The sequence below is a fragment of the Ruegeria sp. BHSC276 genome (genome assembly GCF_059612945.1).
Genome location: NZ_JBXWRP010000001.1, coordinates 26983 through 51418 on the forward strand (window position 1 = coordinate 26983; position 24436 = coordinate 51418).

At 63.8% G+C, this 24436-nt stretch carries 27 protein-coding genes and 1 tRNA gene; 14 read left to right on the plus strand and 14 right to left on the minus strand.

Annotated elements, in window-relative coordinates:
- The first annotated feature begins 140 nt into the window (after positions 1–140).
- Genes AC2FMD_RS00145 through AC2FMD_RS00155 form a run of 3 tightly spaced genes read left to right on the plus strand, consistent with a single transcriptional unit; the run spans position 141 to position 2460 of the window.
- Positions 141–371: a DUF3489 domain-containing protein gene (locus tag AC2FMD_RS00145; RefSeq protein WP_496686191.1), complete on the plus strand. Its 231-nt coding sequence runs from the start codon at positions 141–143 to the stop codon at positions 369–371.
- Positions 368–784 (plus strand): DUF2924 domain-containing protein, encoded by a 417-nt coding sequence (locus AC2FMD_RS00150; RefSeq protein ID WP_496742773.1) that lies wholly within the window; start codon positions 368–370, stop codon positions 782–784. The genes AC2FMD_RS00145 and AC2FMD_RS00150 overlap by 4 nt, the downstream gene beginning before the upstream one ends.
- Positions 781–2460, plus strand: coding sequence for a recombinase family protein (locus AC2FMD_RS00155; protein ID WP_496794533.1), 1680 nt, complete (start codon positions 781–783; stop codon positions 2458–2460). Before AC2FMD_RS00150 ends, AC2FMD_RS00155 begins: the two co-directional genes overlap by 4 nt.
- A 379-nt stretch (positions 2461–2839) precedes the next feature.
- On the opposite strand, the gene AC2FMD_RS00160 is transcribed toward AC2FMD_RS00155, so the two are convergent.
- Positions 2840–2929 (minus strand) — tRNA-Ser (locus AC2FMD_RS00160).
- Positions 2930–3197: 268 nt separating this feature from the next.
- Between AC2FMD_RS00160 and AC2FMD_RS00165 the strand changes: the two genes are divergently transcribed.
- From AC2FMD_RS00165 to AC2FMD_RS00200, 8 genes are read left to right on the plus strand one after another with little or no spacing between them, the layout of a single operon-like run.
- Positions 3198–4289, plus strand: a complete 1092-nt coding sequence (locus tag AC2FMD_RS00165; RefSeq protein WP_496794668.1) for an SPOR domain-containing protein — start codon at positions 3198–3200, stop codon at positions 4287–4289.
- Positions 4290–4304: 15 nt separating this feature from the next.
- Complete coding sequence (locus tag AC2FMD_RS00170) at positions 4305–5471, plus strand: D-alanyl-D-alanine carboxypeptidase family protein (RefSeq protein WP_496742776.1); 1167 nt, start codon at positions 4305–4307, stop codon at positions 5469–5471.
- Positions 5468–6109, plus strand: coding sequence for a dTMP kinase (gene tmk, locus AC2FMD_RS00175; RefSeq protein WP_496794534.1), 642 nt, complete (start codon positions 5468–5470; stop codon positions 6107–6109). Before AC2FMD_RS00170 ends, tmk begins: the two co-directional genes overlap by 4 nt.
- Complete coding sequence (locus tag AC2FMD_RS00180) at positions 6106–7227, plus strand: DNA polymerase III subunit delta' (protein WP_496742778.1); 1122 nt, start codon at positions 6106–6108, stop codon at positions 7225–7227. The genes tmk and AC2FMD_RS00180 overlap by 4 nt, the downstream gene beginning before the upstream one ends.
- On the plus strand, positions 7224–8039 hold the full coding sequence (locus tag AC2FMD_RS00185; protein ID WP_496742779.1) for a TatD family hydrolase: 816 nt from the start codon (positions 7224–7226) through the stop codon (positions 8037–8039). The genes AC2FMD_RS00180 and AC2FMD_RS00185 overlap by 4 nt, the downstream gene beginning before the upstream one ends.
- Positions 8036–8842, plus strand: a complete 807-nt coding sequence (locus AC2FMD_RS00190; RefSeq protein WP_496742780.1) for an MBL fold metallo-hydrolase — start codon at positions 8036–8038, stop codon at positions 8840–8842. The genes AC2FMD_RS00185 and AC2FMD_RS00190 overlap by 4 nt, the downstream gene beginning before the upstream one ends.
- 52 nt (positions 8843–8894) lie before the next feature.
- Positions 8895–9827, plus strand: a complete 933-nt coding sequence (locus tag AC2FMD_RS00195; protein WP_496742781.1) for an AEC family transporter — start codon at positions 8895–8897, stop codon at positions 9825–9827.
- Between the two features lie 60 nt (positions 9828–9887).
- Complete coding sequence (locus AC2FMD_RS00200; RefSeq protein ID WP_496682765.1) at positions 9888–10583, plus strand: CbiX/SirB N-terminal domain-containing protein; 696 nt, start codon at positions 9888–9890, stop codon at positions 10581–10583.
- 12 nt (positions 10584–10595) lie between these two features.
- Here the strand turns inward: AC2FMD_RS00200 and AC2FMD_RS00205 are convergent, their stop codons facing one another.
- From AC2FMD_RS00205 to AC2FMD_RS00225, 5 genes are all read right to left on the minus strand, one after another.
- Positions 10596–11585, minus strand: a complete 990-nt coding sequence (locus AC2FMD_RS00205; protein ID WP_496682766.1) for a diguanylate cyclase domain-containing protein — start codon at positions 11583–11585, stop codon at positions 10596–10598.
- Positions 11585–12172: a heme NO-binding domain-containing protein gene (locus AC2FMD_RS00210; protein ID WP_496686162.1), complete on the minus strand. Its 588-nt coding sequence runs from the start codon at positions 12170–12172 to the stop codon at positions 11585–11587. Before AC2FMD_RS00210 ends, AC2FMD_RS00205 begins: the two co-directional genes overlap by 1 nt.
- A gap of 121 nt (positions 12173–12293) precedes the next feature.
- Entirely contained in the window at positions 12294–13853 is a 1560-nt protein-coding gene (locus AC2FMD_RS00215) for a trimethylamine methyltransferase family protein (RefSeq protein ID WP_496682772.1), read from the minus strand.
- A 122-nt stretch (positions 13854–13975) separates the two neighbouring features.
- Positions 13976–14665 carry an HAD family hydrolase gene (locus AC2FMD_RS00220; RefSeq protein WP_496742783.1) on the minus strand — a complete coding sequence of 230 codons (690 nt, stop codon included), beginning with the start codon at positions 14663–14665 and terminating at the stop codon, positions 13976–13978.
- A 26-nt stretch (positions 14666–14691) separates the two neighbouring features.
- Positions 14692–14976, minus strand: coding sequence for a DUF3572 domain-containing protein (locus AC2FMD_RS00225; protein WP_496686154.1), 285 nt, complete (start codon positions 14974–14976; stop codon positions 14692–14694).
- An 87-nt stretch (positions 14977–15063) separates the two neighbouring features.
- On the opposite strand from AC2FMD_RS00225, the gene AC2FMD_RS00230 reads away from it, so the two are divergent.
- Positions 15064–16458 carry a diguanylate cyclase gene (locus tag AC2FMD_RS00230; RefSeq protein WP_496742784.1) on the plus strand — a complete coding sequence of 465 codons (1395 nt, stop codon included), beginning with the start codon at positions 15064–15066 and terminating at the stop codon, positions 16456–16458.
- Between the two features lie 5 nt (positions 16459–16463).
- On the opposite strand, the gene AC2FMD_RS00235 is transcribed toward AC2FMD_RS00230, so the two are convergent.
- The 4 genes from AC2FMD_RS00235 to AC2FMD_RS00250 are packed head-to-tail and all read right to left on the minus strand — an operon-like array spanning position 16464 to position 18368.
- Positions 16464–16937 (minus strand): periplasmic heavy metal sensor, encoded by a 474-nt coding sequence (locus AC2FMD_RS00235; RefSeq protein WP_496742785.1) that lies wholly within the window; start codon positions 16935–16937, stop codon positions 16464–16466.
- The gene (locus AC2FMD_RS00240; RefSeq protein WP_496686148.1) at positions 16934–17293 is read right to left on the minus strand and encodes a hypothetical protein; all 360 of its coding nucleotides are present in this window, start codon (positions 17291–17293) and stop codon (positions 16934–16936) included. The genes AC2FMD_RS00235 and AC2FMD_RS00240 overlap by 4 nt, the downstream gene beginning before the upstream one ends.
- On the minus strand, positions 17277–17894 hold the full coding sequence (locus tag AC2FMD_RS00245; RefSeq protein WP_496742786.1) for an RNA polymerase sigma factor: 618 nt from the start codon (positions 17892–17894) through the stop codon (positions 17277–17279). The genes AC2FMD_RS00240 and AC2FMD_RS00245 overlap by 17 nt, the downstream gene beginning before the upstream one ends.
- Positions 17895–17900: 6 nt before the next feature.
- A complete protein-coding gene (locus tag AC2FMD_RS00250; protein WP_496742787.1) occupies positions 17901–18368 on the minus strand; it encodes an EF-hand domain-containing protein in 468 nt (155 codons plus the stop codon).
- Positions 18369–18587: 219 nt separating this feature from the next.
- Here AC2FMD_RS00250 and AC2FMD_RS00255 point away from each other — a divergent pair, with 219 nt between their 5' ends.
- Together AC2FMD_RS00255 and AC2FMD_RS00260 are read left to right on the plus strand one after the other, a co-directional pair.
- A complete protein-coding gene (locus AC2FMD_RS00255) occupies positions 18588–18986 on the plus strand; it encodes a DUF983 domain-containing protein (protein ID WP_496686141.1) in 399 nt (132 codons plus the stop codon).
- Positions 18987–19010: 24 nt separating this feature from the next.
- Positions 19011–19712: an NUDIX hydrolase gene (locus AC2FMD_RS00260; RefSeq protein WP_496686140.1), complete on the plus strand. Its 702-nt coding sequence runs from the start codon at positions 19011–19013 to the stop codon at positions 19710–19712.
- Between the two features lie 7 nt (positions 19713–19719).
- Here AC2FMD_RS00260 and AC2FMD_RS00265 read toward each other — a convergent pair whose 3' ends face one another.
- Genes AC2FMD_RS00265 through nuoN form a run of 4 tightly spaced genes read right to left on the minus strand, consistent with a single transcriptional unit; the run spans position 19720 to position 24421 of the window.
- Positions 19720–21387, minus strand: coding sequence for a ribonuclease J (locus tag AC2FMD_RS00265; RefSeq protein WP_496742788.1), 1668 nt, complete (start codon positions 21385–21387; stop codon positions 19720–19722).
- Complete coding sequence (locus AC2FMD_RS00270; RefSeq protein ID WP_496686135.1) at positions 21384–22163, minus strand: type III pantothenate kinase; 780 nt, start codon at positions 22161–22163, stop codon at positions 21384–21386. The genes AC2FMD_RS00265 and AC2FMD_RS00270 overlap by 4 nt, the downstream gene beginning before the upstream one ends.
- Before the next feature lie 11 nt (positions 22164–22174).
- Entirely contained in the window at positions 22175–22924 is a 750-nt protein-coding gene (locus AC2FMD_RS00275) for a biotin--[acetyl-CoA-carboxylase] ligase (protein WP_496742789.1), read from the minus strand.
- A gap of 54 nt (positions 22925–22978) precedes the next feature.
- The gene (gene nuoN, locus AC2FMD_RS00280) at positions 22979–24421 is read right to left on the minus strand and encodes an NADH-quinone oxidoreductase subunit NuoN (protein ID WP_496742790.1); all 1443 of its coding nucleotides are present in this window, start codon (positions 24419–24421) and stop codon (positions 22979–22981) included.
- Positions 24422–24436: the final 15 nt, after the last annotated feature.

The following is a 24436-nucleotide window of genomic DNA, read 5'->3' on the forward strand; positions in this document are numbered from 1 at the left end:
AGATTCTTCGTTGGCGCCAGCGGATTCAGGCTGGACTACCGGCGCGAACCACGCATCACTGGTCCCACGCCCGACATGTTCGGGCTCACCTCGGTACCGGGGCACGGCATCCCGCCCCCCTGAACACGAGGAGACCAGACATGCCCAAAACCAAACACACCAAGACCGATAGGGTGCAAGCCCTGCTTCGCCGCCCCGCAGGTGCCAGCCTCGCGGACATCTGCAAGGCCACCGGCTGGCAGCAACACTCGGCCCGGGCCGCCCTCAGCATGTTGCGCAAGAAAGGCGCAACGATCGAACGCCGCGCATCGGACAAACCGGGCGCGCCGGCCACCTACCACCTCGTTGCCGAGGCGGAGGCGCAGGCATGACCTTCCCAGCGGAAATCGCCGAGCTGGAAGCGATGGATCGGAAGGGCTTGCTGTTGCTCTGGCAGCAGCTGTTCGACCGCCCTGCCCCGGCAATGCTGAGCCAGCCCTTCCTACGCCGCTTCCTCGCCTTCGAACTGCAGGCCCGCCGTCATGGCGGGCTCTCCCGGAAGGTAACGGCCGCGCTGGACAAGGGGGCGGACCAAAAGCCACGGCCGACGCCCCCGGCCCTCAAACCCGGGGGACGCCTGCTGCGCGAATGGAACGGGGTGACCCATGTGGTCGATGTCACCGAGGACGGCTTTGCCTGGAACGGGCGGTCCTACCGCTCGCTCTCGGCCATCGCCCGCGAGATCACCGGGGCGCACTGGTCCGGCCCCCGTTTCTTCGGTCTCACTGGAAAGGGCGCCAGATGAGCCCGCGTCGCAAAGTCCGCTGCGCCATCTACACCCGCAAGTCCTCCGAGGACGGGCTGGACCAGGACTTCAACTCGCTGGATGCGCAACACGAGGCCTGCGCCGCCTATGTCGCTAGCCAGCGTCACGAGGGCTGGTCACTGCTGCCACAGCGATACGACGACGGCGGCCTCTCCGGCGGCACGCTCGAACGCCCTGCCCTGCAGCGGCTTCTGGAAGAGATCGATGCCGGGCGCATCGACATGGTGGTGGTCTACAAGATCGACCGGTTGACCCGCTCACTCACCGACTTCGCCAAGCTCGTCGAGCGGCTCGAACAGGCCAACTGCTCCTTCGTCTCGGTGACGCAGTCCTTCAACACCTCGTCATCCATGGGTCGACTGACCCTGAACGTGCTGCTGTCCTTTGCTCAGTTCGAACGCGAGGTGACGGCCGAGCGCATCCGCGACAAGATCGCCGCCTCCAAGAAGAAAGGCCTCTGGATGGGCGGCAACCTGCCCCTGGGCTACGACCGCCACCCTGATCCCAAAGCCCGCACGCTGGTGGTGAACCAGGAAGAGGCCAGCACCGTCCGGCGCCTCTTTGATCTCTACGCGGAACTGCGCTGCCTGCGCCGGGTGGCGGAGCGGGCCGCTGCCGAGGGATTGCGCTCGAAACGGGTTGTCCGAGCTGATGGCACCGTTAGGGGCAATCGCCTGCTGTCGCGCGGCCAGATCTACTACCTGCTGCGCAACCCGGTCTATCGCGGCCAGATCCGCCACAAGGACAAGCTCTGGCCCGGCCAGCACCCGGCGATCGTCGACGAGGACCTGTGGGAACGGGTGCAGGAGAGGATGCGGCAAGCCTCACAACGGTCCCGCGCGCAACCCTCACCCGATACTCCATCCAGAGGGACGGCCCCCGGCGCCTGGCTGACCGGCAAGCTGCGAGATGACACCGGCGATTGGCTCACCCCGACCCACACCACCCGCAAGGGCCGACGGCTACGCTACTACGTCTCCAACAGGCTGATCTCCGGGGGCACGGATCCCACCGGTTGGCGATTGTCAGGACCAGCATTGGAGACGGCGGTTAGCAACATCGTGATCACACATCTGCAGGAGGCATCCGCATCGCACCGGATCCTCGCGCGGCCCGAGGCCGGGTCCGCATCTGTAATCAAGTCCGCGGTCGCAGAACTGGCCACCCGGCTCCGCGACACCGGCGGAACGATTTGCGCCGGCCTGCTTGCCTCTGGCACGCTCAAGCGCGGGCGGATCTGCCTCGACCTGGACGGCAAGGCCCTGGCAAGCGCGCTTGGCCATTCGCCAGACGATCTGAACCCGGACCTGCTCAGAATCGAAGCGCCTTTCGACCTGCGACGCCGCGGCGTCGAAGCCAAGATCATCGCCGGCGATGTGCAGCCTCACCCGGATCCGCATCTCCGCTCCATGCTGGTCCGCGCCCATGGCTGGGTCCGCAATCTGAAAAGTGGCGTCCAGCTGGTCAACATTGCGCGCGAGGAACAGGTGCCCGCCTCCTTCATCCGCACCCGCGCCCAACTCGCCTTCCTGTCGCCGAAGATCCAGGCCGCGATTCTCGACGGCAGCCAGCCGCCGGAGCTTACCCTCAAGCGCCTGGTCAGCGTCACCCACCCGCTGGATTGGGTGGAGCAGGAGCGCATCTTCGGCTTCTGAAACTCTCCAAAATTCCGGCTTCCCTGATACCCGGTGTGACGTCCCTGTTCCGGCGCAGAACTTCCCTGTTACCGTGAAAAAATTTCCCTGTTCCACAGTTTAGGGAATTTGGGGCGTAAATCATTGATATCACGCCATTATCACAAAGACAAAATCAGGAAATTCCGCCAAAAATGCCGAAATTCGCTGTAAACTCCCTGTTATCAGGGAAAATCCGCCCAAAGCGACCCCGCGAAAATACGGAACTGAGACTGGCGTTAGAACCGTGGCCTAGTTGTGCTTGCTAGATCGTCTCTGATAGAAAACGGGTATGGTAAACCGCTGATGTCGCGGCAGAAATCCGGGGCAGAAAGTATCAATAGAGTGAGACGGGAATGGGTGGCGGGGAGACAGGGATTCGAACCCTGGGGACGCTCTCACGCCCAACGGTTTTCAAGACCGCCGCATTCGACCACTCTGCCACCTCCCCGGCGCAGGCAGCGGTCTAAGGCCAAGACCCGGCCGTGGCAAGCAAAAAGAGGGATTTCTTGCCGAGCCCGGTTCCTCTGTCTTTTCTTGCCGATACACGCGGGCTATGATCCGCGCGATATGGTTGCGGCATACTGGCAACAGAACCAGAGGGCGGCAGCTAGGACGGGGTCCGACCCGGCCATACAGGCAAGGGAACGCAAAACATGGAAACTGCGACACAGACACGCGTTGGCCGGTGGACGGCGGCTGTTGCGATAATGGCTTTGGTGGCGTTGAGCGGTTGTGATGAGGCGCTGCTGGCTGGCGGCCAGGCAAGCAAGCCGAAGCCCGATGGACAGCCCAACGGCGGAGCAACCGAGCTTCTTCCGGACATAGCAGGCCCCTCGCAACGCGACGTCGAAGCACCGGACGTTTTTCAGGTGACCGAGGCCGGCCTGTGGGACGGACGCCCGTCACTGGGTGGCGTCTGGGTGGCCCACCCCAACGTAGTCCAACCCGAACGGGTCAAAATCACAAATACGGCCAATGACAAGTCGGTTACGGGCGCGTTGTTCCGGCGCGAACGGAATCTGCCCGGTCCGGCGCTGCAGGTGTCCTCGGCGGCAGCCGAGAAACTCGGGTTGCTGGCTGGCGCGCCGGCGCGCCTGACCGTGGTGGCTCTGCGCCGCGAGGTGGTCGAACCCCCGGCACCCGAAGCGGAACCGGCTGAAGATGTCGCCGCGGACGCCGCAGACAGCGCAACCAAGGACGAGACGCCCGACAAGACCGACTCGGAGGCGACTACTGCGCCGGAAGAAAAACCCGCAAAGCGGAAATGGTGGCAAAAGAAGAAACCCGACGAAACCGCCGCGACCGGTGCGGCAGCCGAAGTGGCGGCGGGCGCTGCGGCCGTTGCCGCGACGGCGCCCCAGCAGGCGCCCCCCGCCTCTGACGCGACCGCCACCCTAGCCGACCCCGTCGTGACCCCGCCGGCCGAGAAACCGGCCAAGCGAAAATGGTGGCAGAAAAAGCCCAAGGATGAAATCACGGAGACCCCGCTGGACCCGATTGCCGGCGCAGCTGCCGCGATCGAGGCCTCCGAAGCCACACCAGCCAGCACCGGCTCGGAATCGGCCAGTTCAAACCTGACAAAACCCTTTGTGCAGATCGGGACGTTCAGCGAAGAGGCAAATGCCAAAGCCGCCGCTGACAAGGTCAGCAAGAACGGCCTGTCGGCACAGGTTCAACAAGTAACTTCGGGCGACAAACAGGTCTGGCGGGTTCTCGTGGGTCCGGCTGCCACAAGGGCGGAACGCCGCGCAATCCTCGGCGACATGAAGGATCTCGGGTTCTCCGACGCCTTCATCGCCGCGAAATAGACAGGGAGGCCCAAGATGCCGACTTTGATTCGAACCCTCCTTCTTGCCATCGGCCTGATGCTGGCGGCGCTGCCCGCTCTGGCCTTCGACACCTCGGCGCGGGCGGCCTATGTGATGGACCAGACGACTGGGACGGTCCTGCTGGCCAAGAATGCCGACGAGCCGCTGCCGCCCGCGTCGATGTCCAAGCTGATGACGCTCTATGTGGCGTTCGAGGCGCTGCGCGACGGCCGCCTGACGCTGGATGAAAAGCTGCCGGTGTCGGAACACGCCATGAGCTATGGCGGGTCGACCATGTTCCTGAACACGCAGGACCGCGTCCGGGTCGAGGACCTGCTGCGGGGCATCATCGTGCTGTCGGGCAACGATGCCTGCGTCGTCATTGCCGAAGCGCTCAGCCCGGACGGAACAGAGGCGGGCTTTGCCCGCTACATGACCCAGCGCGCCAAGCAACTTGGCATGACCAACTCGACCTTCGCCAACTCCAACGGCTGGCCCGCGGCCGGTCAAATGATGTCGGTCAAGGATCTGGCCATCCTGGCGGACCGCCTGATCACCGATTTCCCGGAATATTACCCGCTGTTCGCAGAGGAAACCTTTGAATTCGACGGGCGCGCACCGTCGAACGTCAATAACCGCAACCCGCTTCTCAAGCTCGACATCGGCGCTGACGGGCTGAAGACCGGCCACACGCAAGAGGCCGGCTATGGCCTTGTCGGATCGGCCCAGCAGGGCGACCGGCGAGTGATCTTCGTTCTGTCCGGGCTGGAAAGCACCGCCCGCCGCGCAGAGGAGGCCGAGGCCGTGGTTAACTGGTCGTTTCGAAATTTTGTCGAGAGGAAAGTTGCCACCGCCGAAACGCCGATAGCCCAGGCCAAGGTCTGGATGGGCGCCCAGAAGACCGTTGGCCTGGTGCCAGAGGACGACCTGACCCTGCTGTTCCCGGTGCTGGGCGACCAGAACGTTCCGGCAGAAGTGGTCTATCAGGGGCCGGTAAACGCCCCGATCCGGAAAGGCCAGCAACTGGCCGAACTGGTGGTCAAGCCCGAAGGCCTGCCCGAGATCCGTCGCCCTCTTTATGCGTCCCAGGACGTACCGCTGGGCGGATTCGTGGTGCGTCTGATGGCAGTTGGCGGCATCGTGCTGAAGGATGTTATCAATTCCCCGCTGGAGTCGATGTGAGCGGGCGCGGGCTTTTCCTGACCTTCGAAGGGATCGACGGATCGGGCAAATCCACCCAGGCACGTCTGCTGGCGGAAGCCCTGCGCGCCGCAGGCCATGACGTGGTGCTGACCCGCGAACCCGGCGGCTCACCCGGCGCCGAGGAGATCCGTCGGCTGGTGCTTGAGGGCGACCCCGACCGCTGGTCGGCGGAAACCGAGATCCTGCTGTTCACCGCCGCACGCCGCGACCATCTGGAGCGTACCATCGAGCCGGCCCTGGCGGCAGGCAAGATTGTGATCTGCGATCGGTTCGCGGACAGCACCCGGATGTATCAGGGCCTGTCGCGCGGCGATCTGCGCGCGCTGGTGGACAAGTTGCACGCCTTGATGATCCGGCGCGAACCCGATCTAACCCTGCTGATCGACATGGACCCAGACACCGGCCTGGCCCGGGCCAAGGGCCGGCAGGGCGCCGAAGAACGGTTCGAGGATTTCGGTCCCGACCTGCAACGCCGGATACGCCGGGGCTTTCTGGATCTTGCCAAAGAGTTTCCGAACCGGTTCCGCGTCATCGACGGCAACCGCGACGTCGGCAGCGTGGCCCGCGACGTGGCGGACATCGTGCATCAGACCTTGCGCCCCCTGCAACAGACATGACCGACGACATTCTTCCCCCGGATCAGGTGCCCGGCGCGCCGCACCCGCGTCAGACGCAACAACTGTTCGGTCAGGACGCGGCCGAAAGCGACTTCCTGTCGGCCTTCGCCTCCGGGCGGCTGCATCACGGCTGGCTTCTGACCGGGCCGCGTGGCGTGGGCAAAGCGACGCTGGCCTGGCGCATCGCCCGCTTCCTTCTGGCGACCCCGGCCCCGCAGGAGGACGGGCTGTTCGAAGCCCCTCCGGCTCCCACATCTTTGGACATCGCGCCCGATCATCCGGTGGCCCATCGCATGCTGGCCGGGGCTGAACCCGGGCTTGCGGTCGTGACCCGCTCGGTGAACGAAAAGGACAAGATGCGCAACGAAATCGTGGTCGAGGATATCCGAAAGCTCGGCCGTTTTTTCGGGCTGTCCGCCGCCGATGGCGGGCGCCGTGTCGTGATCGTGGATACGGCCGACGACATGAACGCCAGTGCGGCGAACGCCCTGCTGAAGATGCTCGAAGAGCCGCCGGCCCGCACCACGCTGCTACTGGTCTCGCACCAGCCCTCGCGGCTGCTGCCGACGATCCGGTCGCGTTGCCGGACCCTGCGCCTGTCGTCGCTGTCGCCGTCGGACATGCAGGCGGCGCTGGCTCAGGCCGGTGCCGACCTGCCGCCCAACCCCGACCATCTGGCCGCCCTCGGGGCGGGCTCGGTCGGCGAGGCAGTCCGACTACTGAACCTGGGCGGGCTTGACATCTATGCCGAACTGATCGGCATTCTGGGCAGCCTCCCCCGGCTGGACCGGCAACGCGCTCTGGCCTTGGCCGAGGCTGCCGCGCAGCGCGGAGCGGCGGACCGGTTCGACCTGCTGCTGAACCTGATCGACATCGCGCTGTCGCGCCTGGCCCTGACCGGCGCAACCGGCGCACCCCCCAGCCCCGAGGCCGCCCCGAACGAGTCGGAAACGCTCCGGCGGCTGTCGAATTCGCCGCAGACGGCCCGCCGGTGGGCCGAGGTTGCCGCGGCCGTATCCGCAAGGGCCCGTCACGGTCAGGCGGTGAACCTTGACCCTGCCGCTCTGGTCCTAGATACGGTGTTCAAGATACAGGACTCCGCCGGCCCGAGCAGATGAACGACACCAGCCCCCCACCCTCGATCACCGACAGTCACTGCCACCTGGACTTTCCCGACTTCGAGGGCCAGTTGGACGAGATAATCACGCGCGCGCGACAGGCCGGCGTGACCCGCATGGTCACGATCTGCACCCGCCTACGCAACGAACCGGCCGTACGCGCCATCGCCGAGGCGCATGCCCCGGTGTTCTATGCCGCCGGCACCCACCCCATGAGTGCCGCCGAAGAGCCGATGGCCACTGTCGACGAGCTGGTCGCACTGGCCGCGCACCCGAAATTCGTGGGCATCGGCGAAACCGGGCTGGACTATCACTATACCGCGGACAGCGCCGAGGTTCAGAAAAAGTCGCTGCGCATCCATATCGAGGCCGCCCAGCGCACCGGGCTGCCGCTGATCATCCACGCCCGCGCAGCCGATTCCGACATGGCCGACATTCTGGGCGCCGAGTTTCGCAACGCGCCCTATTCCTGTGTGATGCATTGCTTTTCCTCCTCGGCCGAACTGGCCCAGGCGGCGCTGGATCTGGGGTTCTACCTGTCGATGTCGGGCATCGCGGCCTTTCCCAAAAGCCACGAACTGCGCGAAGTCTTCGCCGCCGCGCCCATTGATCGAATTCTGGTAGAAACCGACGCCCCCTATCTTGCCCCGCCGCCGCATCGCGGCAAACGCAACGAACCGGCTTTCACCGCCCACACCGCCCGCGTCGGCGCCGAACTGTTCGGGCTGGACTATGCCGAATTCGCGGCCCGCACCCAGGCCAATTTCGACCGCCTGTTCACCAAGGCCGCCGCCCACGAGGCCGCCGCATGACCACGCTGCGCTGCACGATCCTTGGTTGCGGCTCGTCCGGCGGGGTGCCGCGCCTGGGCGGACACTGGGGCGAATGCGATCCCGAAAACCCGCGCAACCGCCGCCGCCGTTGCTCGATGCTGGTCGAGCGCGACGGGCCGGACGGCACGACCTCGGTGTTGATCGATACCTCGCCCGACATGCGCAGCCAACTGCTGGATACCGGCACCGGGCGGCTGGACGGTGTGGTCTATACCCACTCGCACGCCGACCATGTGCATGGCATCGACGATCTGCGCATGATCGTGTTCAACATGCGCAGCCGAGTCCGGGTCTGGGCCGACGGCGACACGCAAAACGCGCTGCTGGGGCGGTTCGGCTATGCCTTCATCCAGCCCGAGGGGTCGCCGTACCCGCCGATCCTCGACCTCAAGACCATCGATGGCCCTTTTGCGGTTGACGGACCCGGCGGGCCGATCCCGTTCCGGCCCTTCAAGGTCAACCATGGCTCGATCGACGCGCTGGGGTTCAGGATCGGTGATCTGGCCTATCTGCCGGACGTGGCCGAGATCTATGACGACGCCTGGCCCGAGTTGGAAGGCCTGGACTGCCTGGTGATCGACGCTCTGCGCCGCAGCCCGCATCCGACCCATGCCCATCTGGACAAGACCCTGGGCTGGATCGAACAGTTGCAGCCCAAGCGGGCGATCCTGACCAACATGCACATCGATCTGGACTATGCCACGGTCGACAGGGAAACCCCCGACCATGTAACCCCCGCCCATGACGGATTGGTGATCGAACAGCCGTTGCCGGGCGCATGACCACCCTCGTCGCGACAGGCACGACGCAGAACGAACCGAGGCGAACCGTGAGATGCTGCAAAGCCTGATCGACGTCATTTTACCAGTCTTCCTAGTCATCGGCGCCGGATATGCTGCGACCCGCCTGGGCTATTTCAAGGAAAACCATGTCGACGGGTTGATGAAATTCACCCAAGGCTTTGCAATCCCGTGCCTGCTGTTTCTGGCCATCGCCCATCTGGACCTGAGCGCCAGCTTCGACCCACGATTGCTGGGCAGCTTCTATTCGGCCGCGGGTCTGTGCTTTGTCGCGGGCATGCTGGGCGCCCGGTTCATCTTCGGGCGAGAATGGGAAGACTGCGTGGCGATCGGCTTCTGCTGCCTGTTCTCGAACTCGGTCCTGCTGGGCCTGCCGATCACCGAGCGCGCCTATGGCGCGAACAACCTGACCGGTAACTATGCCATCATCGCCTTCCATTCGCCGTTCTGCTACTGCGTCGGCATCTCGGTCATGGAGTTCATCCGCAATCGCGGCCAAGGCGGCCTGCGTATGGTCCGGTCCGTCCTGTCGGCGATGTTCAAGAACGCCCTCATCCTGGGCATCACGCTTGGGTTCATTGTGAACCTGACGGGTCTGGCCATCCCGGCGGTCGTGGACGAGGCTCTGGGGTTGATCACCCGCGCTGCCCTGCCCGGCGCGCTGTTCGCGCTGGGCGGCGTGCTGGTCATGTATCGCCCCGAGGGCGATCTGCGGACCATCGGCTATGTCTGCTGCGTGTCGCTGATCCTGCATCCCAGCCTCGTCTGGCTGTTCGGAACTGCGACCGCCCTGCCGCAGGACCTGTTCCGCTCGGGCGTTCTGAACGCGGCGATGGCGCCGGGGTTCAACGCCTATATTTTTGCCAACATCTATGGGCGCGCAAAACGCGTCGCCGCCTCGTCCGTGCTGATAGGAACCGCGGCGTCGATCCTGACGGTCTGGATGTGGCTGGTGGTTTTGGGCTGAGGCCGGATTGACTTCGACGTCGCGCGCCGCACATAACCCCGAGCAAGACAGGAGACCGCAATGCTGAACGCCGTCATCGTCGCCCACGGGCAACCCTCGGATCCGGCTCCGGCCGAGGCGGCTTTGGCGCGGCTCGCCGACGAAATCGACCAGTTGACGGATCAGGTCCATGTAACCTCGGCCACGCTGGCCGCGCCGGGGGCGCTGGAGCAGGTTCTGGACGGCCTGACCGACGCAGTGGCGATCTATCCGCTGTTCATGGCGAAAGGCTGGTTCGTGACCAGCGCCCTGCCCAAACGTGTGGACGGCCGCGATGTGCGAATACTCGACCCGCTGGGAACCGACCCGGACTTGCCCCGGATCGTGGCCACGGCCCTGTCCGAGCAGTTGGACCAGCGCGGCTGGCGAGCGGCCGAGACGGACCTGGTGATCGCCGCACACGGGTCAGGCCGCAGCCGCAACCCGTCGGTTGTTGCCAACAGCTTTGCAGACAAACTGGCCGGTTTGATATCTTTCCAGTCGGTTCGAACGGGTTTTGTGGAAGAGGCGCCGTCGATATCCGAGGCCGCCCGCGGCACCCGCGAAACCGCGCTGTGCCTACCGTTCTTTGCCTGTACGGGCGGACATGTTCTGGACGATGTGCCGACCGAGCTGGCTCGCGCGGGTTTCCGCGGGCTGCAACTGCCAGTCGTCGGTGAACTGGGTGCCGTCAAACACCGCATTGCCAAGGTCTTGGAGGCCGAGGTCACGCGGTGAAACCGGCCGCGCTCAGTGCCCGGCCTTTTCCTGCTCGCAATAGAAGCGGTGACAGCCTCGGCCGCTGCGCTTGGCCTCGTACAGGGCCATATCCGCTGCGTTGAGAATGTTGGCCGGCATCACCGACGGGATCTGCGCGCTGAGCGCGGTGCCGATACTTGCGGAAATAGCGCAGGTCTGGCCCTGATAGTCCATCGGCTGTTGAAGCCGTGAAATAAGCCGTTCCGCGATGCGCTGCAGGACGTCTCGGTCAGACAGACCACGGAAGATCAGTACGAACTCGTCCCCGCCGATGCGGGCCACCGTATCGTCGTTGCGGGTTTCTTCCAACATGATCCGCGCGGCTTCGCTCAGTACGTAGTCGCCGGCCGCATGCCCCAGTTCGTCATTCACGGCCTTGAAGAAATCGAGGTCCAGGTGCATCAGCGCAAAAGTCGCCTTGCTGGACACGAGATGTTCAAGAATGTGGTCCATTGCCCGTCGGTTTTTGAGACCGGTCAAGGTGTCGGTATAGGCCTGCTCCTCCGCCGCCAGCATTGCGCCTTGCAACCGCAGGTTCAGAGACCGTGACGCCTCCATAGCGGCCGATTTTGCCTCGACCAGGTAGAGCAGTTCGATCGCCAGATCGGTGCCCGAAAAGTCCGAACTTGTCAGCGCATAGTCGCGGACCGCGTCCAGGATCGAGATTCCGAATGACAGGTTGATGACCGCCCCGCCTGTCGGCAACGGCGAGACAAGGCCCTTGAGCGCCGTTCGCGGCTCGTCGCGAAATTTCACCGAAAGTTTCACACCTTCGCTTGCCATCAGGTCGCGGAACGACGTAATGGACCGGGGGCGAACCAGATCGAAAACGTCAAGGAAAGCGCGCCCCGGCATCGGCCGGTCAGAACGCAGCTTTTGCAGGGTCGGCCCAGCCTGGCGGATGGTTCCGTCGCCACCCAGCAGGACGAACATGGGGCACAGGGTTCCCAACAACACCCCCAGTTGATCGTGATCCAACATCAGCTTGGTGCCCCCAGATCGAAATTTCGGCCCTCGGCGAATGCGCTTTCGACAAGGGTCATGGAAATGATGTCGATTCCCTTTTCATTCGTGCCAGTGCGCGTCAGAAACACCAGCGCGCCGTAGTCATCGGCCATCGCCCTTAAAAGGCCGGTCAGGACGCAGGAATAGCCGTCCAGCCCGGGCTGACAGTGCAGTTCGAACTCGTTGGGCGAACACTCGATCAATTCCAGAGCGGGCAGCGTCAGATCGGCCACCGCCAGGCGCACCCGATCCGACAGATCGTCCAGCGAGTGCAGGAATTCCACATAGGTGACGCCGCCAAACCGCAACAGACGCCGCAACCCCTCCATGTTGGGGTGAGACACGAGATAGGTGCCCAGATCCTCGAGAAATTCGTCGCGCGCACGCTTCAATTCGGCGCACAGCGCATCGAGCAGGCGATAGGACTTGTCGCGGTCATAGACCAGCATGGCCTCGAACTCGACGAAGCCAAGCTCGGCCACCGCGGTGGCACGCAGCCAGCACTCGCGCCCGTAGGTCGCACAGACAAACGACTGAATGGCCTTGTTTATCAATCCGTGCATGAACAGCCTCAGACTTGGTATGAGTCCGATCACAGCCCAGAAATCTTAACAAAGGTCGAATCCGCGCGGCCAAGTTTCTGCAAATGCAGAATAATCTTAACCTGATACGAATGCAGAGTGTTCAGAAATCCGTCGGCGCCCCGCCCTCGGCTTTGCGTCGGGCCACGAAATCGGCCAGTTCCTCGCGGATGGCCGCATCCATGGGGGGCGCTTCGAAACTGCCGATGATCTCCTTGAACAGCAGGTGCGCGCGCTCGGCGGTCCAGATGCCGCCGGCGGCCTCCCAGCCTTCATAGTTCTTCCAGTCACTCAGGAACGGCTGATAGAAGGCCGTGGTATAGCGGTCCTGCGTGTGCTGGATGCCAAAGAAGTGACCATCGTTGCCGACCGACCGGATCGCATCCAGTGCGATTTCATCCGGGCCCGTGGCGCACAGTTCGGGCTGCATGTAGCGCTGGATCTGCTGCAGGATCTCGCAATCCATGATGAACTTTTCGGGGCTGGCGATCAGTCCGCCCTCCAGCCAGCCGGCGGCGTGATAGACCATGTTGGTCCCCGACTGAACCGCTGCCCAAAGAGAATTGGAGGTCTCCCAGATCGCCTGCCCGTCCGGTACGTTGGCGGCGCATACCCCCGAAGACCGCAGAGGCAGCCCATAGAACCGCGCCATCTGGCCGGTCATCTGTGTCGCGCGCATGTATTCCGGCGTTCCAAAGGCCGGTGCCCCGGACTTCATGTCGACATTCGACGTGAAGGTGCCGATCACGCAAGGAATGCCGGGGCGAACATACTGGAACAGGGCGATCGCGCTGAGTGCCTCGGCCACCGACTGCGCCACCGCACCGGCCAGCGTGACCGGCGCCATTGCCCCGGCCAGCGTGAACGGCGTCACCACGATCGCCTGCCCCCGTCGCGCCAGCCGCAGGCAGCCGTCGATCATCGGGTGGTCATGTTTCAGGGGCGAGGTCGAGTTGATATTGGTGTACATCCGGGGCGTCGCCTCGAACGCCTCGTGGCTGAGGCCGCCGGCGATACGGACCATCTCCATCACGTCCTCGACCCGCTCCTTGCCCAGAGAATAGGCGTGCATGGCCTTGTCGGTCAGCGTCAGCTTGTCGTACAGCACGTCCAGGTGTCGCACACTGGCGTGGATGTCCACTGGCTCGACCGGATAGCCGCCTGCGAAGTGGATGCAGTTGAAATACTGCGTCAGCTTCAACAGGTTCCGGCACATCTCGCGATTGCCGGGCACCTTCTTGCCGATTTCCATGTCCCAGTAGTTGGGCGGCGAGGAGACGTTTCCGAAGAGCAGCCGTTTGCCGCCGATCTCGATCGTGTGGTCCGGGTTGCGTGGCGTGATGGTGAAGGTGGGCGGCGCCTTGCCGACCATCTCCATCACAAAGTCGCGGCCCATCCGCACGATATCGCCATCGACCGCGCAACCGGCCTGACGAAAGATCGCGATGGCCTCTTCGTTCAGAAACTGGATCCCGATTTCCTCGAGAATGCGCATCGCGCCGTCATGGATGGCTTCGACTCCCTCGGGCGGCAGCGGTTCAGTAGGGTGGTCTATATTGATCGGCGGGTTCCACGGCATCTGGTCGATGACGGCGGCGCCCCTGCGGGCGGCGGCACCTGCGCGCCCGCCGCTGCGGCGCCTCTGAGTCCTGGTGTCGGCCATGTGGTCCTCCGGCGATGGCTTTTCTCAAGCAAGCCCCGAAGTCGGCCGTTGAGCCGCTCTGTCTGCGACAGAGATGGTCGGTTTCAAATCATGAAACGCCGATTTTTTGGCGCCCGTTCCGGTCAAATCCCCAGCCAGGCCGGAATATGCCCAATATCCGGCAGAACCACATCGGCCAGAGGCGCCAGGTCCTGCGCCGAGGCCATGCCCGTCAGCACACCGATCGTCGTCATGCCGGCTGCCCGACCGGCCTGCATGTCGTGCAGGCTGTCACCAACCATGGCGGTCTGCGACGGCGCAACGCCGATATGTTCGGCAAAGGCCAGCAACTGGCCCGGAGCGGGCTTGAAGCCGTGGCCGCTGTCATAACCCGCAACGAAATCGAACAGATGACTGACCCCGACCGAAGCCAAGTGTTCCCGTGCAGGCATCTCGCCGTCATTCGTGGCAACGCCCAGCCTTTTGCCGGCCTGTTTCAGACCGCGCAGAAACGGGGCCAGGGCAACCGCTTCGACCTGCGTCGCGCCTGCGGATTCGGCATTGAGCATCTCGATCAGACCGGCCCGCGACCATTCGGGCAGTTGCGGGGCCAGTACATCCACGATCTCGTCGATCGTACCCGCGACCACGATGCTGTCGGACGCGTAGGTACCGCGCACCGGATCAAATCCGATCGCCTCGCCCAACCGCGCGGCGCGCGCGTCGTCGCCGCCGCCCAGCCGCCGCAGAACAGCCGCGCCGAACGCACCCCAAGTGGCCGCAAAGTCGAACAGAGTTCCGTCTTTGTCGAACACCAGGGCTTCGATCTGCATGTCGTTTTCTCCAGATTCAGGCCCGGTCACGTCCAGTGAATATCGGCCCCTCCCGCCAGGGCCGTCCGGGCCTGCGCCGGACTGTCATAGGGCACGGAATTGTCGTCACAGAACGCCATGACCCACGAATCGTCAAGCATCAGAAACTCGAGCACAGACATCAGGAATTCAGGCTCTGCAGCGCGGTCACGAAGATCTGTGATCGACGCCCCCGTCGAACCCAGAAAAACTGGCAGCAAATCGTCATTGCCGGCAAGCCAACCCAGCGCATTCAACGCCAGCGTCTCGGCATTTTCGAAGGATATCGTCATAAATCTCTCGAACGGCGGCAGTTGGAAAGGGTTTGTTAACCAGAGTCATAAACACTTTGGCAACACATTCAACCAACGGTGAAAGCCATGTCCGTGCAGGGAACTATCCTGGTTCTTGATGGGGTCTCGACCAATCGCATCATGCTAAAGGTGCAGCTGACGGCTGCCTGGTATCAGGTGGCGCAGGGCAACAAGCTGGCTGGCCTGCCCGCCTTGGTGCGGCGTGTACAGCCCGATCTGGTTCTGACGGCGATGACATTGGCGGACGGCACCGCATCGGAGGTGAAGAAACTGGTCCAGTGCGATCCACAGCTTCGTGATGTTCCCGTCGTCGCGATCGCGCAGCACAATGATAAGACCGCCCGGTTGCGCGCCCTTTCGGACGGGCTCGACGACGTTCTGCCGTATCCCTTCAAGGACACATACCTATTGGCGCGGGTCCGCAGCCTGCTGCGTGCACGCGCCGAAACGCAGGACCTGCGCGGCAGGAATGACGTGCAATCCATCGGCTTTTCCGAGGCGCCCGACCCGTTTGTCGCGCGTACCCGCACCGACCGGATCGCCGTTCTGGCTCGCTCGGCTTCACGGGGTGCGATATGGCGCCGCGCGCTGGCTGAGCTATCCGGTCAGACGATCTCGGCCCACACCATTCCCAACCTGCGCGGCTTGCTGTCGGGTTCGATCCCGGACGTCATCGTCGTGGACCTGGATCGCGACGCTCAGGGCTTGAACCTTCTGACCGACCTCAAGTCACGCAACGGTACCCGCAAGACCGCGGTGATCGGCGTCATCGCGGATGACAACGCGGCTCTTGCCGCCGACGCGCTGGACCGGGGCGCCGACGCGATCTGCATGGGCGGGTTCTGCGCGCACGAGGTTTCGCTGCGGATCGGCGCGCTGATCTCGCGAAAAGCGCAGGACGATCACATGCGGGCGGCGCTTCGGCGCGGGTTGGAAGACTCTCTGATCGACCCTCTGACCGGGCTGAACAACCGCCGGTTCGCACTGTCTGCTCTGGCCCGGATCATGGCGCGATCCAGGGAAACCGGCCGGAGCTATGCGATCATGCTTGCCGACCTGGATCATTTCAAATCGATCAATGATCGGTTCGGCCATGCTGCCGGCGATCAGATTTTGATCGAGGCCGCGAAGCGTATGAAGCGCAGCCTGGGCGCGAGCGCCTTTTTGGCCCGGATCGGCGGCGAAGAGTTTCTGATCGGGATGCCCGACACCACCGAGGCCGAGGCCAAAAGAAAAGCGGACGAGATCTGCACCCGCATTTCTGCCACGCCTTTTGTCCTGCCTGATGTGCCCATGCGGCTGACCGTTACAGTCAGCGTCGGCCTGAAACTGTGCGACCCACACACCAATCCGATTGCTGAGGGTCCCGGCGCAGCGCTCAGTCTGATCAAGTGCGCCGATCAAGCCCTCTACGCCGCCAAACGGTCTGGTCGCAACCAAGTGAGCCTGAGCGCCGCCTGACGGGGCTAGTGTTCGCGACCGGGCTTGCGCGAGCGTCGATCCTTGACCACCTGTTCGAGACGATCGGCATAGGCCTTCCGCTCGGCGTCGGTCATTTTCGTCACACGCGACAGCCATTTTTTCTGTAAGTTCGACTGGATCAGGGCAGTTGTGGCCGCCTGCTCTTTCAGAACGTTCTCGACCAAGACCGGATCGAAAGGAACTGCGCGCAGGGCTTCGCCCAGCTCGGCAAAATCCTGGGCGCGTTGCCTGGACCCGCGCCTGTGCTCATCGAACAATTCATCTCGCAAGGCTTTTCGGTCAGTTTCGGGAAGAGCCCGGAACAGAGCCGGCCCGAACCCTGGGGGGACATCGACATGATCGCCACGGAACCGCAGGACGGCGCCCAGCAACACACCGGCAACCAACAGGTTCAGACCCAACGAGGCCACCAGAAGAATGGTCATCCAGCGGCGCGGTTGCTTGACGGTTTCGGTCATTCCAATTCCTCCAGAAAGGTGGGTTCCAACCCCATATTCGCCACCAAGTAGGATGTGTCCTGCGATACGAAGTAGCTTGCCGGATCAGGCAGGTACGAGGGCGCGGCAAACCCCACCCAGACCCCTGCGACGCTTGCAGCCATCAGCCCGCCCAGACCCTGCCACCCGCCCAGCCCGTCGTACAGGCTGCGGATCAGACCACGGTCTGCGGGCACGGCCGGTCGCGACCGTTCAAGACGTACCGCCTCGGCATCGGTCAGGATGCGAACGGCCAGATCGTCCGGCAATTCAGGGCTGCTCCGCCGCGCCTCGGCGAACAGCAGGTCCAGATCCGTGTCATTATCTGAAGTCGTCATATCCCAACTCCTCTCGTCGACCCGACAGGATTGCTGTCAGCGTCCGTTTTCCCCGCGCCACCAGGCTTTCCACCGCTTCGACCGAGATTCGCATGATCTGGGCAATCTCGGGGTTCGACAATTCTTCGATATGCCTCAGAATCACTGCCTGACGCTGGCGTTCCGGCAATTGCGCCAAGGCCCCGTTCAGGGCGTCCAACCGGGCCTTCTGCTGCATCCGTTCGACAGCGCCCGCGCTGTCATCCTGGGGTTCAGGGGTACCGTCGAGCGCGTCCGCCGACTTTCTGCGACGCCGGTCGATGCACAGGTTCAGGGTCACCCGGTACAGCCAGGTTGAAACCCTTGCCTGCCCCGGCACCCAATCCGGCGCGACCTTCCAAAGGCGCATCATCGCCTCTTGGGTCACGTCTTCGGCCTCGGCGCGGTTGTTCAACATGCGCAAGGCCACCGAGAAACAGCGCGGCCCCAGCCGATCGGTAAGCACCCGCGCCGCCGCCGCGTCGCCATCGGCGAACAACCTCAGCAACCGCTCGTCGCTCAGGTCTTCCGCGGCGACCCGGTCGCCGCGGAACTTTTGCGCTAAGGAGGTCAGATCCTCCATCCCACATCACTTGTTGTCTGCGCCCGGGCGACCACCTTTCCTGTGTGGTCGTCCCATACGGTGCTGCGCATCCGCGAACTCCTCTTCGGACAGCGAGCCGTTCCCGTCCGCGTCAATCCGGTCGAACATCTTGTCAGCCCGGCGCGGCTTGGGCAACTCATCCTCGGTCAAAAAGCCGTCCTTGTCGGCATCATGACGCGCGAACATGTCCGTCACGCGCGCGTTGGCTTTGGCCTGTGCCGCGGCCTGCATTTCCTCGACGCTCAGCTTGCCATCCCCATCTGCATCCATCGTGGTGAACTTTTGCGTGCGATGTTCTTCCATCTCGGCCTTGGTCACCTGGCCGTCACCGTTCGCGTCCAGGTCCTGGAAACTGATGGGGGCATGATCCCGCGGACCTTTCGCCAGAGCCGATGTCCCGGTGATCGCAGCCGCAGACAGAACGATGGCAGAGATGAATTTTGCGCTTTTCATTGCTCGGTTCCCTTATGTTGCCGCGGCCCTGTGCCGCTGCTTACATCTGTTCAAACGCCGCGCCGTGGGGTTTCCGTCGCGCTGACGAAAATTTTTTGTCGAAAAATTCGGATTGCGGGGTCATATATTCGGAAACGGCACGCGCAAAGCGACGCACCCCCCTTTCCGGGCGGCCCAAACAAGCGCAATATTCATCCAAATCCGAGCGCGAGTATCAAGATGACAGACCAAACTGTGGAAATCATGGCCCATGACGATCGGCCAACTTGGCCGGCCTTGGTAAAGGGGTTCCGTTGCAAATGTCCAAATTGCGGCAAAGGGCAGCTGTTGCACAGCTATCTGAAGGTGAATGACACCTGCAACGAGTGCGGTCAGGACCTGTTCCACCACCGGGCGGATGACGGCCCGGCCTATCTGACGATCCTGATCGTCGGCCACCTGCTGGCCCCGGCGTTGCACGTGTCCTATGTCCACTTCCGGCCGGACCCGCTGACCATGGCGCTGATGTTCTCGGTGGGCTGTGTGGCGTTGTCCTTGTATCTGCTGCCGCGACTCAAGGGAGCAGTCGTCGGGTTTCAATGGGCTCGGCGAATGCACGGGTTCGGCGACTCGAAATGATTTGGCCGCGGGCTTGATCCGAACATGACCGTAGACAAATCTGCCATTCGCGACGCAGCAACCGTGATCGTGCTGCGCGATCGCCATGAAAAGCCGGCGATCCTGATGGGCCAGCGCGGCGCAGCCGCGGCCTTCATGCCGAACAAGTTCGTGTTTCCCGGCGGCGCGGTCGACCCCGAGGATGCCCGTGTGCCGCTGGCCGCGCCCCTGCCTAATATCTGCCACCAACGCCTGGCCGATCAGGCCCCCAACGGCCTGCAGACAGCATTGGCGGCAGCCGCGATCCGCGAGTTGTGGGAAGAAACCGGCCTGATCCTGGGGGTTCCCGGGCAATGGCCCGGACCTGCCCCGCAGGACTGGATCAGCTTCGCTGAGCGCGGGTTCCTGCCTTCGGCGCAGCCCTTGCAGTTCGTGTTCCGGGCAGTCACGCCACCGGGCCGGCCGCGCCGGTTCGACGCGCGGTTCTTTCTGGTGGATGCTGACGCCATCGCCAACGATCCGGACGACTTCAGCCAAGCCTCTGACGAGCTGTCGCACCTGCAGTGGATCCCGCTGGATCAGGCCCGCGATTTCGACCTGCCCTTCATCACCGAGGTGGTGCTGGCCGAGGTCGAAGCACGGGTCACCGACCCGGCCCCGCCAGCTTCGGTGCCCTTCTTCCTCAACAACGAGGAAGCCAGCCTGTTCCAGCGTCTCAAAGGCCGCCCGATGCCCGAAACGGGCTGAGGCCAGATCACTTCATCCGGCTGATCACCACAGTCACTTCGGGCTTCTTGCCGATCTCGATCTGGGCGCTTTGGCGCACGATGCGGCGCATGGCCTCTTCCAGCTTGTCGTCGTCGCGCAGCGTCTTGACGTCGGCCCGCATCAGGAACTGATTCAGGTCCTCTTCCAGCACCTCGACCAGCCCGGCACGCGACGCGCCGGTTTCAGGCAGGCCCATCGTATCGCACCAGGGCTCGCCCAGGGGCTCGTCGTCTTCGTCCAGGATGACGGTCACGATCACATGCCCGTTCAGCGCCAAGCGGATGCGGTCGCGCACCACACCGTCCAGTGCCCCGATCTTGACCGATCCGTCCAGATATGTGCGCCCGGTTTCGACATAGTCGACCACCTGCGGCGCGTTCCCCGACAGGTCCAGCATGGTGCCGTTGACGGCCAGCACACCGGCCCGTCCACCGGCCTCGGCCAGCTTGGCATGTTCGCGCAGGTGCCGGTGTTCGCCATGCATCGGGATGACCACCTGCGGGTCGATCAGCGCATGCACCCGTTCCAGATCCGGGCGGTTGGCGTGGCCGGATACATGATACAGCCCATTGCTGTCATCGACGACGTCCACGCCTTTCTCGCTCAGTTGGTTCATGATGCGGATCACGCCGCGTTCGTTACCCGGAATGGTCTTGGATGAAAACAGAAACAGGTCGCCCTCTTTCAGCTCGATCCCCCGGTATTTGCCACGCGCCAGCTGTGCGCTGGCCGCACGGCGTTCCCCCTGGCTGCCGGTGACGATCAGCATCAGGTTCTGGCGCGGCAGGTCCAACGCCTCTTCGGCGCTGACCACGCGCGGGAAATCGGTCAGAATCCCGGTTTCGGTGGCCGCTTCGATCATCCGCCGCATGGCCCGACCCAGCAGCACGACCGACCGCCCGGCCCGGTGGCCGGCCTCGGCGAGAGTTTTCACCCGCGCCACGTTCGAGGCGAAGGTTGTTGCCACGACCATCCCGCTGGCCTGCTCGACCAATTGAGTGATGGCGGGCCCGACCTCGGATTCCGACCGGCCGGGATGGGTCGAGAACACGTTCGTGCTGTCGCAGACCAGCGCCTTGACGCCGGGTTTTGCCACCTCGGCCCACAGGGCCTCGTCAAAGGGCTCGCCGACCACGGGGGTCGTGTCCAGTTTGAAGTCACCCGAATGCACGATGCGCCCGGCGGGCGTGTCGATCACCAGCGCGGCGCTTTCGGGGATCGAGTGCGACACCGGCAGGAACCCCACGGTGAAAGGCCCGGCTTTGACCTGCTCGGGCCAGGCCGAGACGGTGCGCACCGCATCCTCGGGGTGGCCGGCCTCTTCCATCTTCTTGCGGGCGATGTTGGCGGTGAACGCCCGCGCATGGATCGGCGCACCCAGCATTTCATGGCACAGCGCCACGGCGCCGACATGGTCTTCGTGTGCGTGGGTGATGAAAATCGCCTCGAGCCGGTCGGCGCGTTCTTTCAGCCACGAGATGTCGGCATAGATCAGGTCGACGCCCGGCGTGGTGTCCATGTCGGGGAATGTCACGCCCAGATCGACCAGGATCAACCGTTCCTCGCCGGGCGCGCCATATCCGTAGACATAGGCGTTCATGCCGATTTCACCCGCGCCGCCCAGCGGCAAATAGATCAGTCGTTCACTGCTCATGCCGAGCCATTTTCCTTGTTGTAGCGATGGATCACGGTTAGACCGTGCATCGTCAGATCATCTTCAATTGCGTCAAAGCCCACATCGGCCTGATCGAACAGCGGGGCAAGGCCGCCGGTTCCGACAACCTTCATCGGCATGCCGTATTCGGCCTTGATGCGGGCGATCAGGCCTTCGATCAGGCCGGAATATCCCCAATACACGCCCGACTGGATACAGCCAACCGTATTCGTACCGATCACCTTGTCGGGCCGCGACACATCGATATGCGGCAGCGCGGCAGCGCCTTGGTGCAGCGCCTCGAGGCTGAGGTTCACCCCCGGCGCGATCACGCCGCCGACATAGGCGCCATCAGCCGCGACCACGTCAAAATTGGTGGCGGTGCCAAAATCCACCACCACGACGTTGCCGCCATGACGGTCGAAGGCACCCGCGGCATTGGCCAGCCGGTCCGGGCCGGGAATCGTGCCTTCATCAATCCGCGGCGGAACCGGCAGCAGGCAATCGGGCTTGCCCACGACCAACGGCCGGCATCCAAAGAACCGGTCGGCAAAGACGCGCAGGTTGAACACCACCCGCGGCACGGTCGAGGCGATGATGACATCGGTAATGTCGGCCTCGATCCCATAATGTTTCACCAGAGTCGAGTACCAGGTGAAATAGGCATCGGCCGTGCGCGCATGGTGGGTCGAGGTGCGCAAGGTGCACAGGAATTTCTCGCCATCCCAGATCGAGAACACGGTGTTGGTATTGCCGCAATCAATGGCCAGAAGCATCTGCGCCCCTTTCAGAAATAGACGTCTGCCGCCGGAATGCTGACCCGGCCCTTGGCGGTGTTTAGGACAAGGTTGCCGCCCGCGTCCACCGTTTCAAAGGTTCCGACGGTCTCGGACGTGGCGGTACGGGCCGTGATGACCTCGCCCAGCTTTGCGGCACGAGACAGCCAGGCCGTGCGGATGGGCTCGAATCCATAGGTCGTGAACTGCGCCTCGTATCGGGCATAGGCGGCGGCCAGTTCCGTCAGGAAATCCTCGGGCAGGACCTGAGCGCCGGTTTCCGACAGCAGCGAGACCGGTCGCAGCGCTCCGGGCTCGACGGTATCGGGCGCGGGCGCGTCAGCCAGGTTTAACCCGATGCCGATCGCCAGATGCGACACGCCGCGCCCCTGCCCCGTGCTTTCCAGCAGAATGCCCGCCAGTTTGCCGCCGTTCAGCAGCACGTCATTGGGCCATTTCAGCGACATCCCCGCCGCCCGCCCGGTCACCGAGACCACGGCATCGAACAGCGCAAGCGCCGCAACAAAGCTGCGCAGCGCCGCCTGTTCCGGGTTGCCTTCGGGGCGCATCAGCAAGGTTGCGGCCAAATTCCCCTTGGGATTGGCCCAGACCCGGCCCCGGCGTCCGCGCGCGGCCGTCTGGTGATGCGCCATGATCCAGACCGGCCCGGTTGCGGTGGGCGCGATACGGGCGGCCTCGTTCAAAGTGCTGTCCACCTCCTGCACGACGTGCAGGCCGTATCCCGTGGGCCAGTCACTCATCGCAAAAAGGCCCGGTCCTGCGACCGAGCCCCTCTGTTTCGTACGGACAGCAGATCAGTTGACAAGCGTTGCCGCGGCGGCGGTGGCCGCGCCCTCGATCCCGAACTGATAGAATACGCCGATTAACATCAGCGCCGCCGACCCCATCAGCGCCGCCCATAGAACGGGCGACGACCGAGTGTCGATCGGGTCTTCGTTCTCGTCCCCGAAATACATGTAGAACACGATCCGTAGATAATAGAACGCACCGATGACCGACGAGATGGCCGAAACGATGACCAACCCGATCAGGTCGGCATCGACACCGGCCTGCCAGACGCCCAGCTTGGCAAAGAAACCCAGCATCGGCGGCACACCCGCCAGGCTGAACATCAGGATCAGAACGGCGAGCGCCTTGCCCGGGTCACGCTTAGAAAACTGGCGCAGAGCGTCGATGTCGGTCACGGGCTTGCCGTCGCGCTCCATCATCAGGATGAAGGCGAAGGTGCCGATGTTCATGGTCACGTAGATCGCCAGATACATCAGCATCGCCTTGATCCCCAGCGCCGTGCCCGCCGCCAGACCGATCAGCGCATAGCCCATATGTGCAATCGACGAATAGGCCATCAGCCGCTTGATGTCGCGCTGACCGATGGCCGCGATGGCGCCCAACAGCATCGACAGGACCGACAGCAGGACGATCACCTGCTGCCAGTCGGCGACCGCGCCGCCAAAGGCGTCATGCAGCACCCGCGCGAACAGCCCCATGGCCGCAACCTTGGGCGCAGTGGCGAAAAACGCCGTGACCGGCGTGGGCGAGCCTTCGTAGACATCCGGCGTCCACATATGGAACGGCACGGCCGACACCTTGAACGCCAGCCCCGAGATCAGCAGAACCAGCCCGATCAGCAGGCCGACCGAGACCTCGCCATGATGCACCGTAGACACGATCCCCGAAAACAGCGTGGTCCCGGAGAAGCCATAGACCAGCGACGCCCCGAACAGCAGCAGGCCCGAGCTGAGCGCGCCCAGCACGAAATATTTCAGGCCCGCCTCGGTCGATTTGGCGCTGTCGCGGCGCAGCGCGGCCACGACATACAGCGAGAGAGACTGCAGCTCGAGCCCCATGTATAGCGACATCAGATCGCCCGCGCTGACCATCATCATCATGCCGACCGCTGCCAGCGCCACCAGCAGGGGATATTCGAACCGCAGCATATTGCGGCGCGCCATATAGTCCTGGCTCATGACCAGAACCGCGGCCGCCGACAACAGGATGGCAACCTTGGCAAAGCGCGAGAACCCGTCATCGACGAACATTCCGTTGAAGGCTACGTTCGTGCCCTCACCGTTTGCCGCGATCCAGAAGGCCAACACGGCCATCAGTCCCGCCGTGCCCCAGATCAGCACGGGGGCCAGCGCGTCTTTCGAGGTGTAGACCGCCCCGATCAGCGCCACCATCGCATAGATCGCCAGAATGATTTCCGGCAGGATTACAATCAGATCAGCCTGGATCATGTCTCCAAAGCTCCC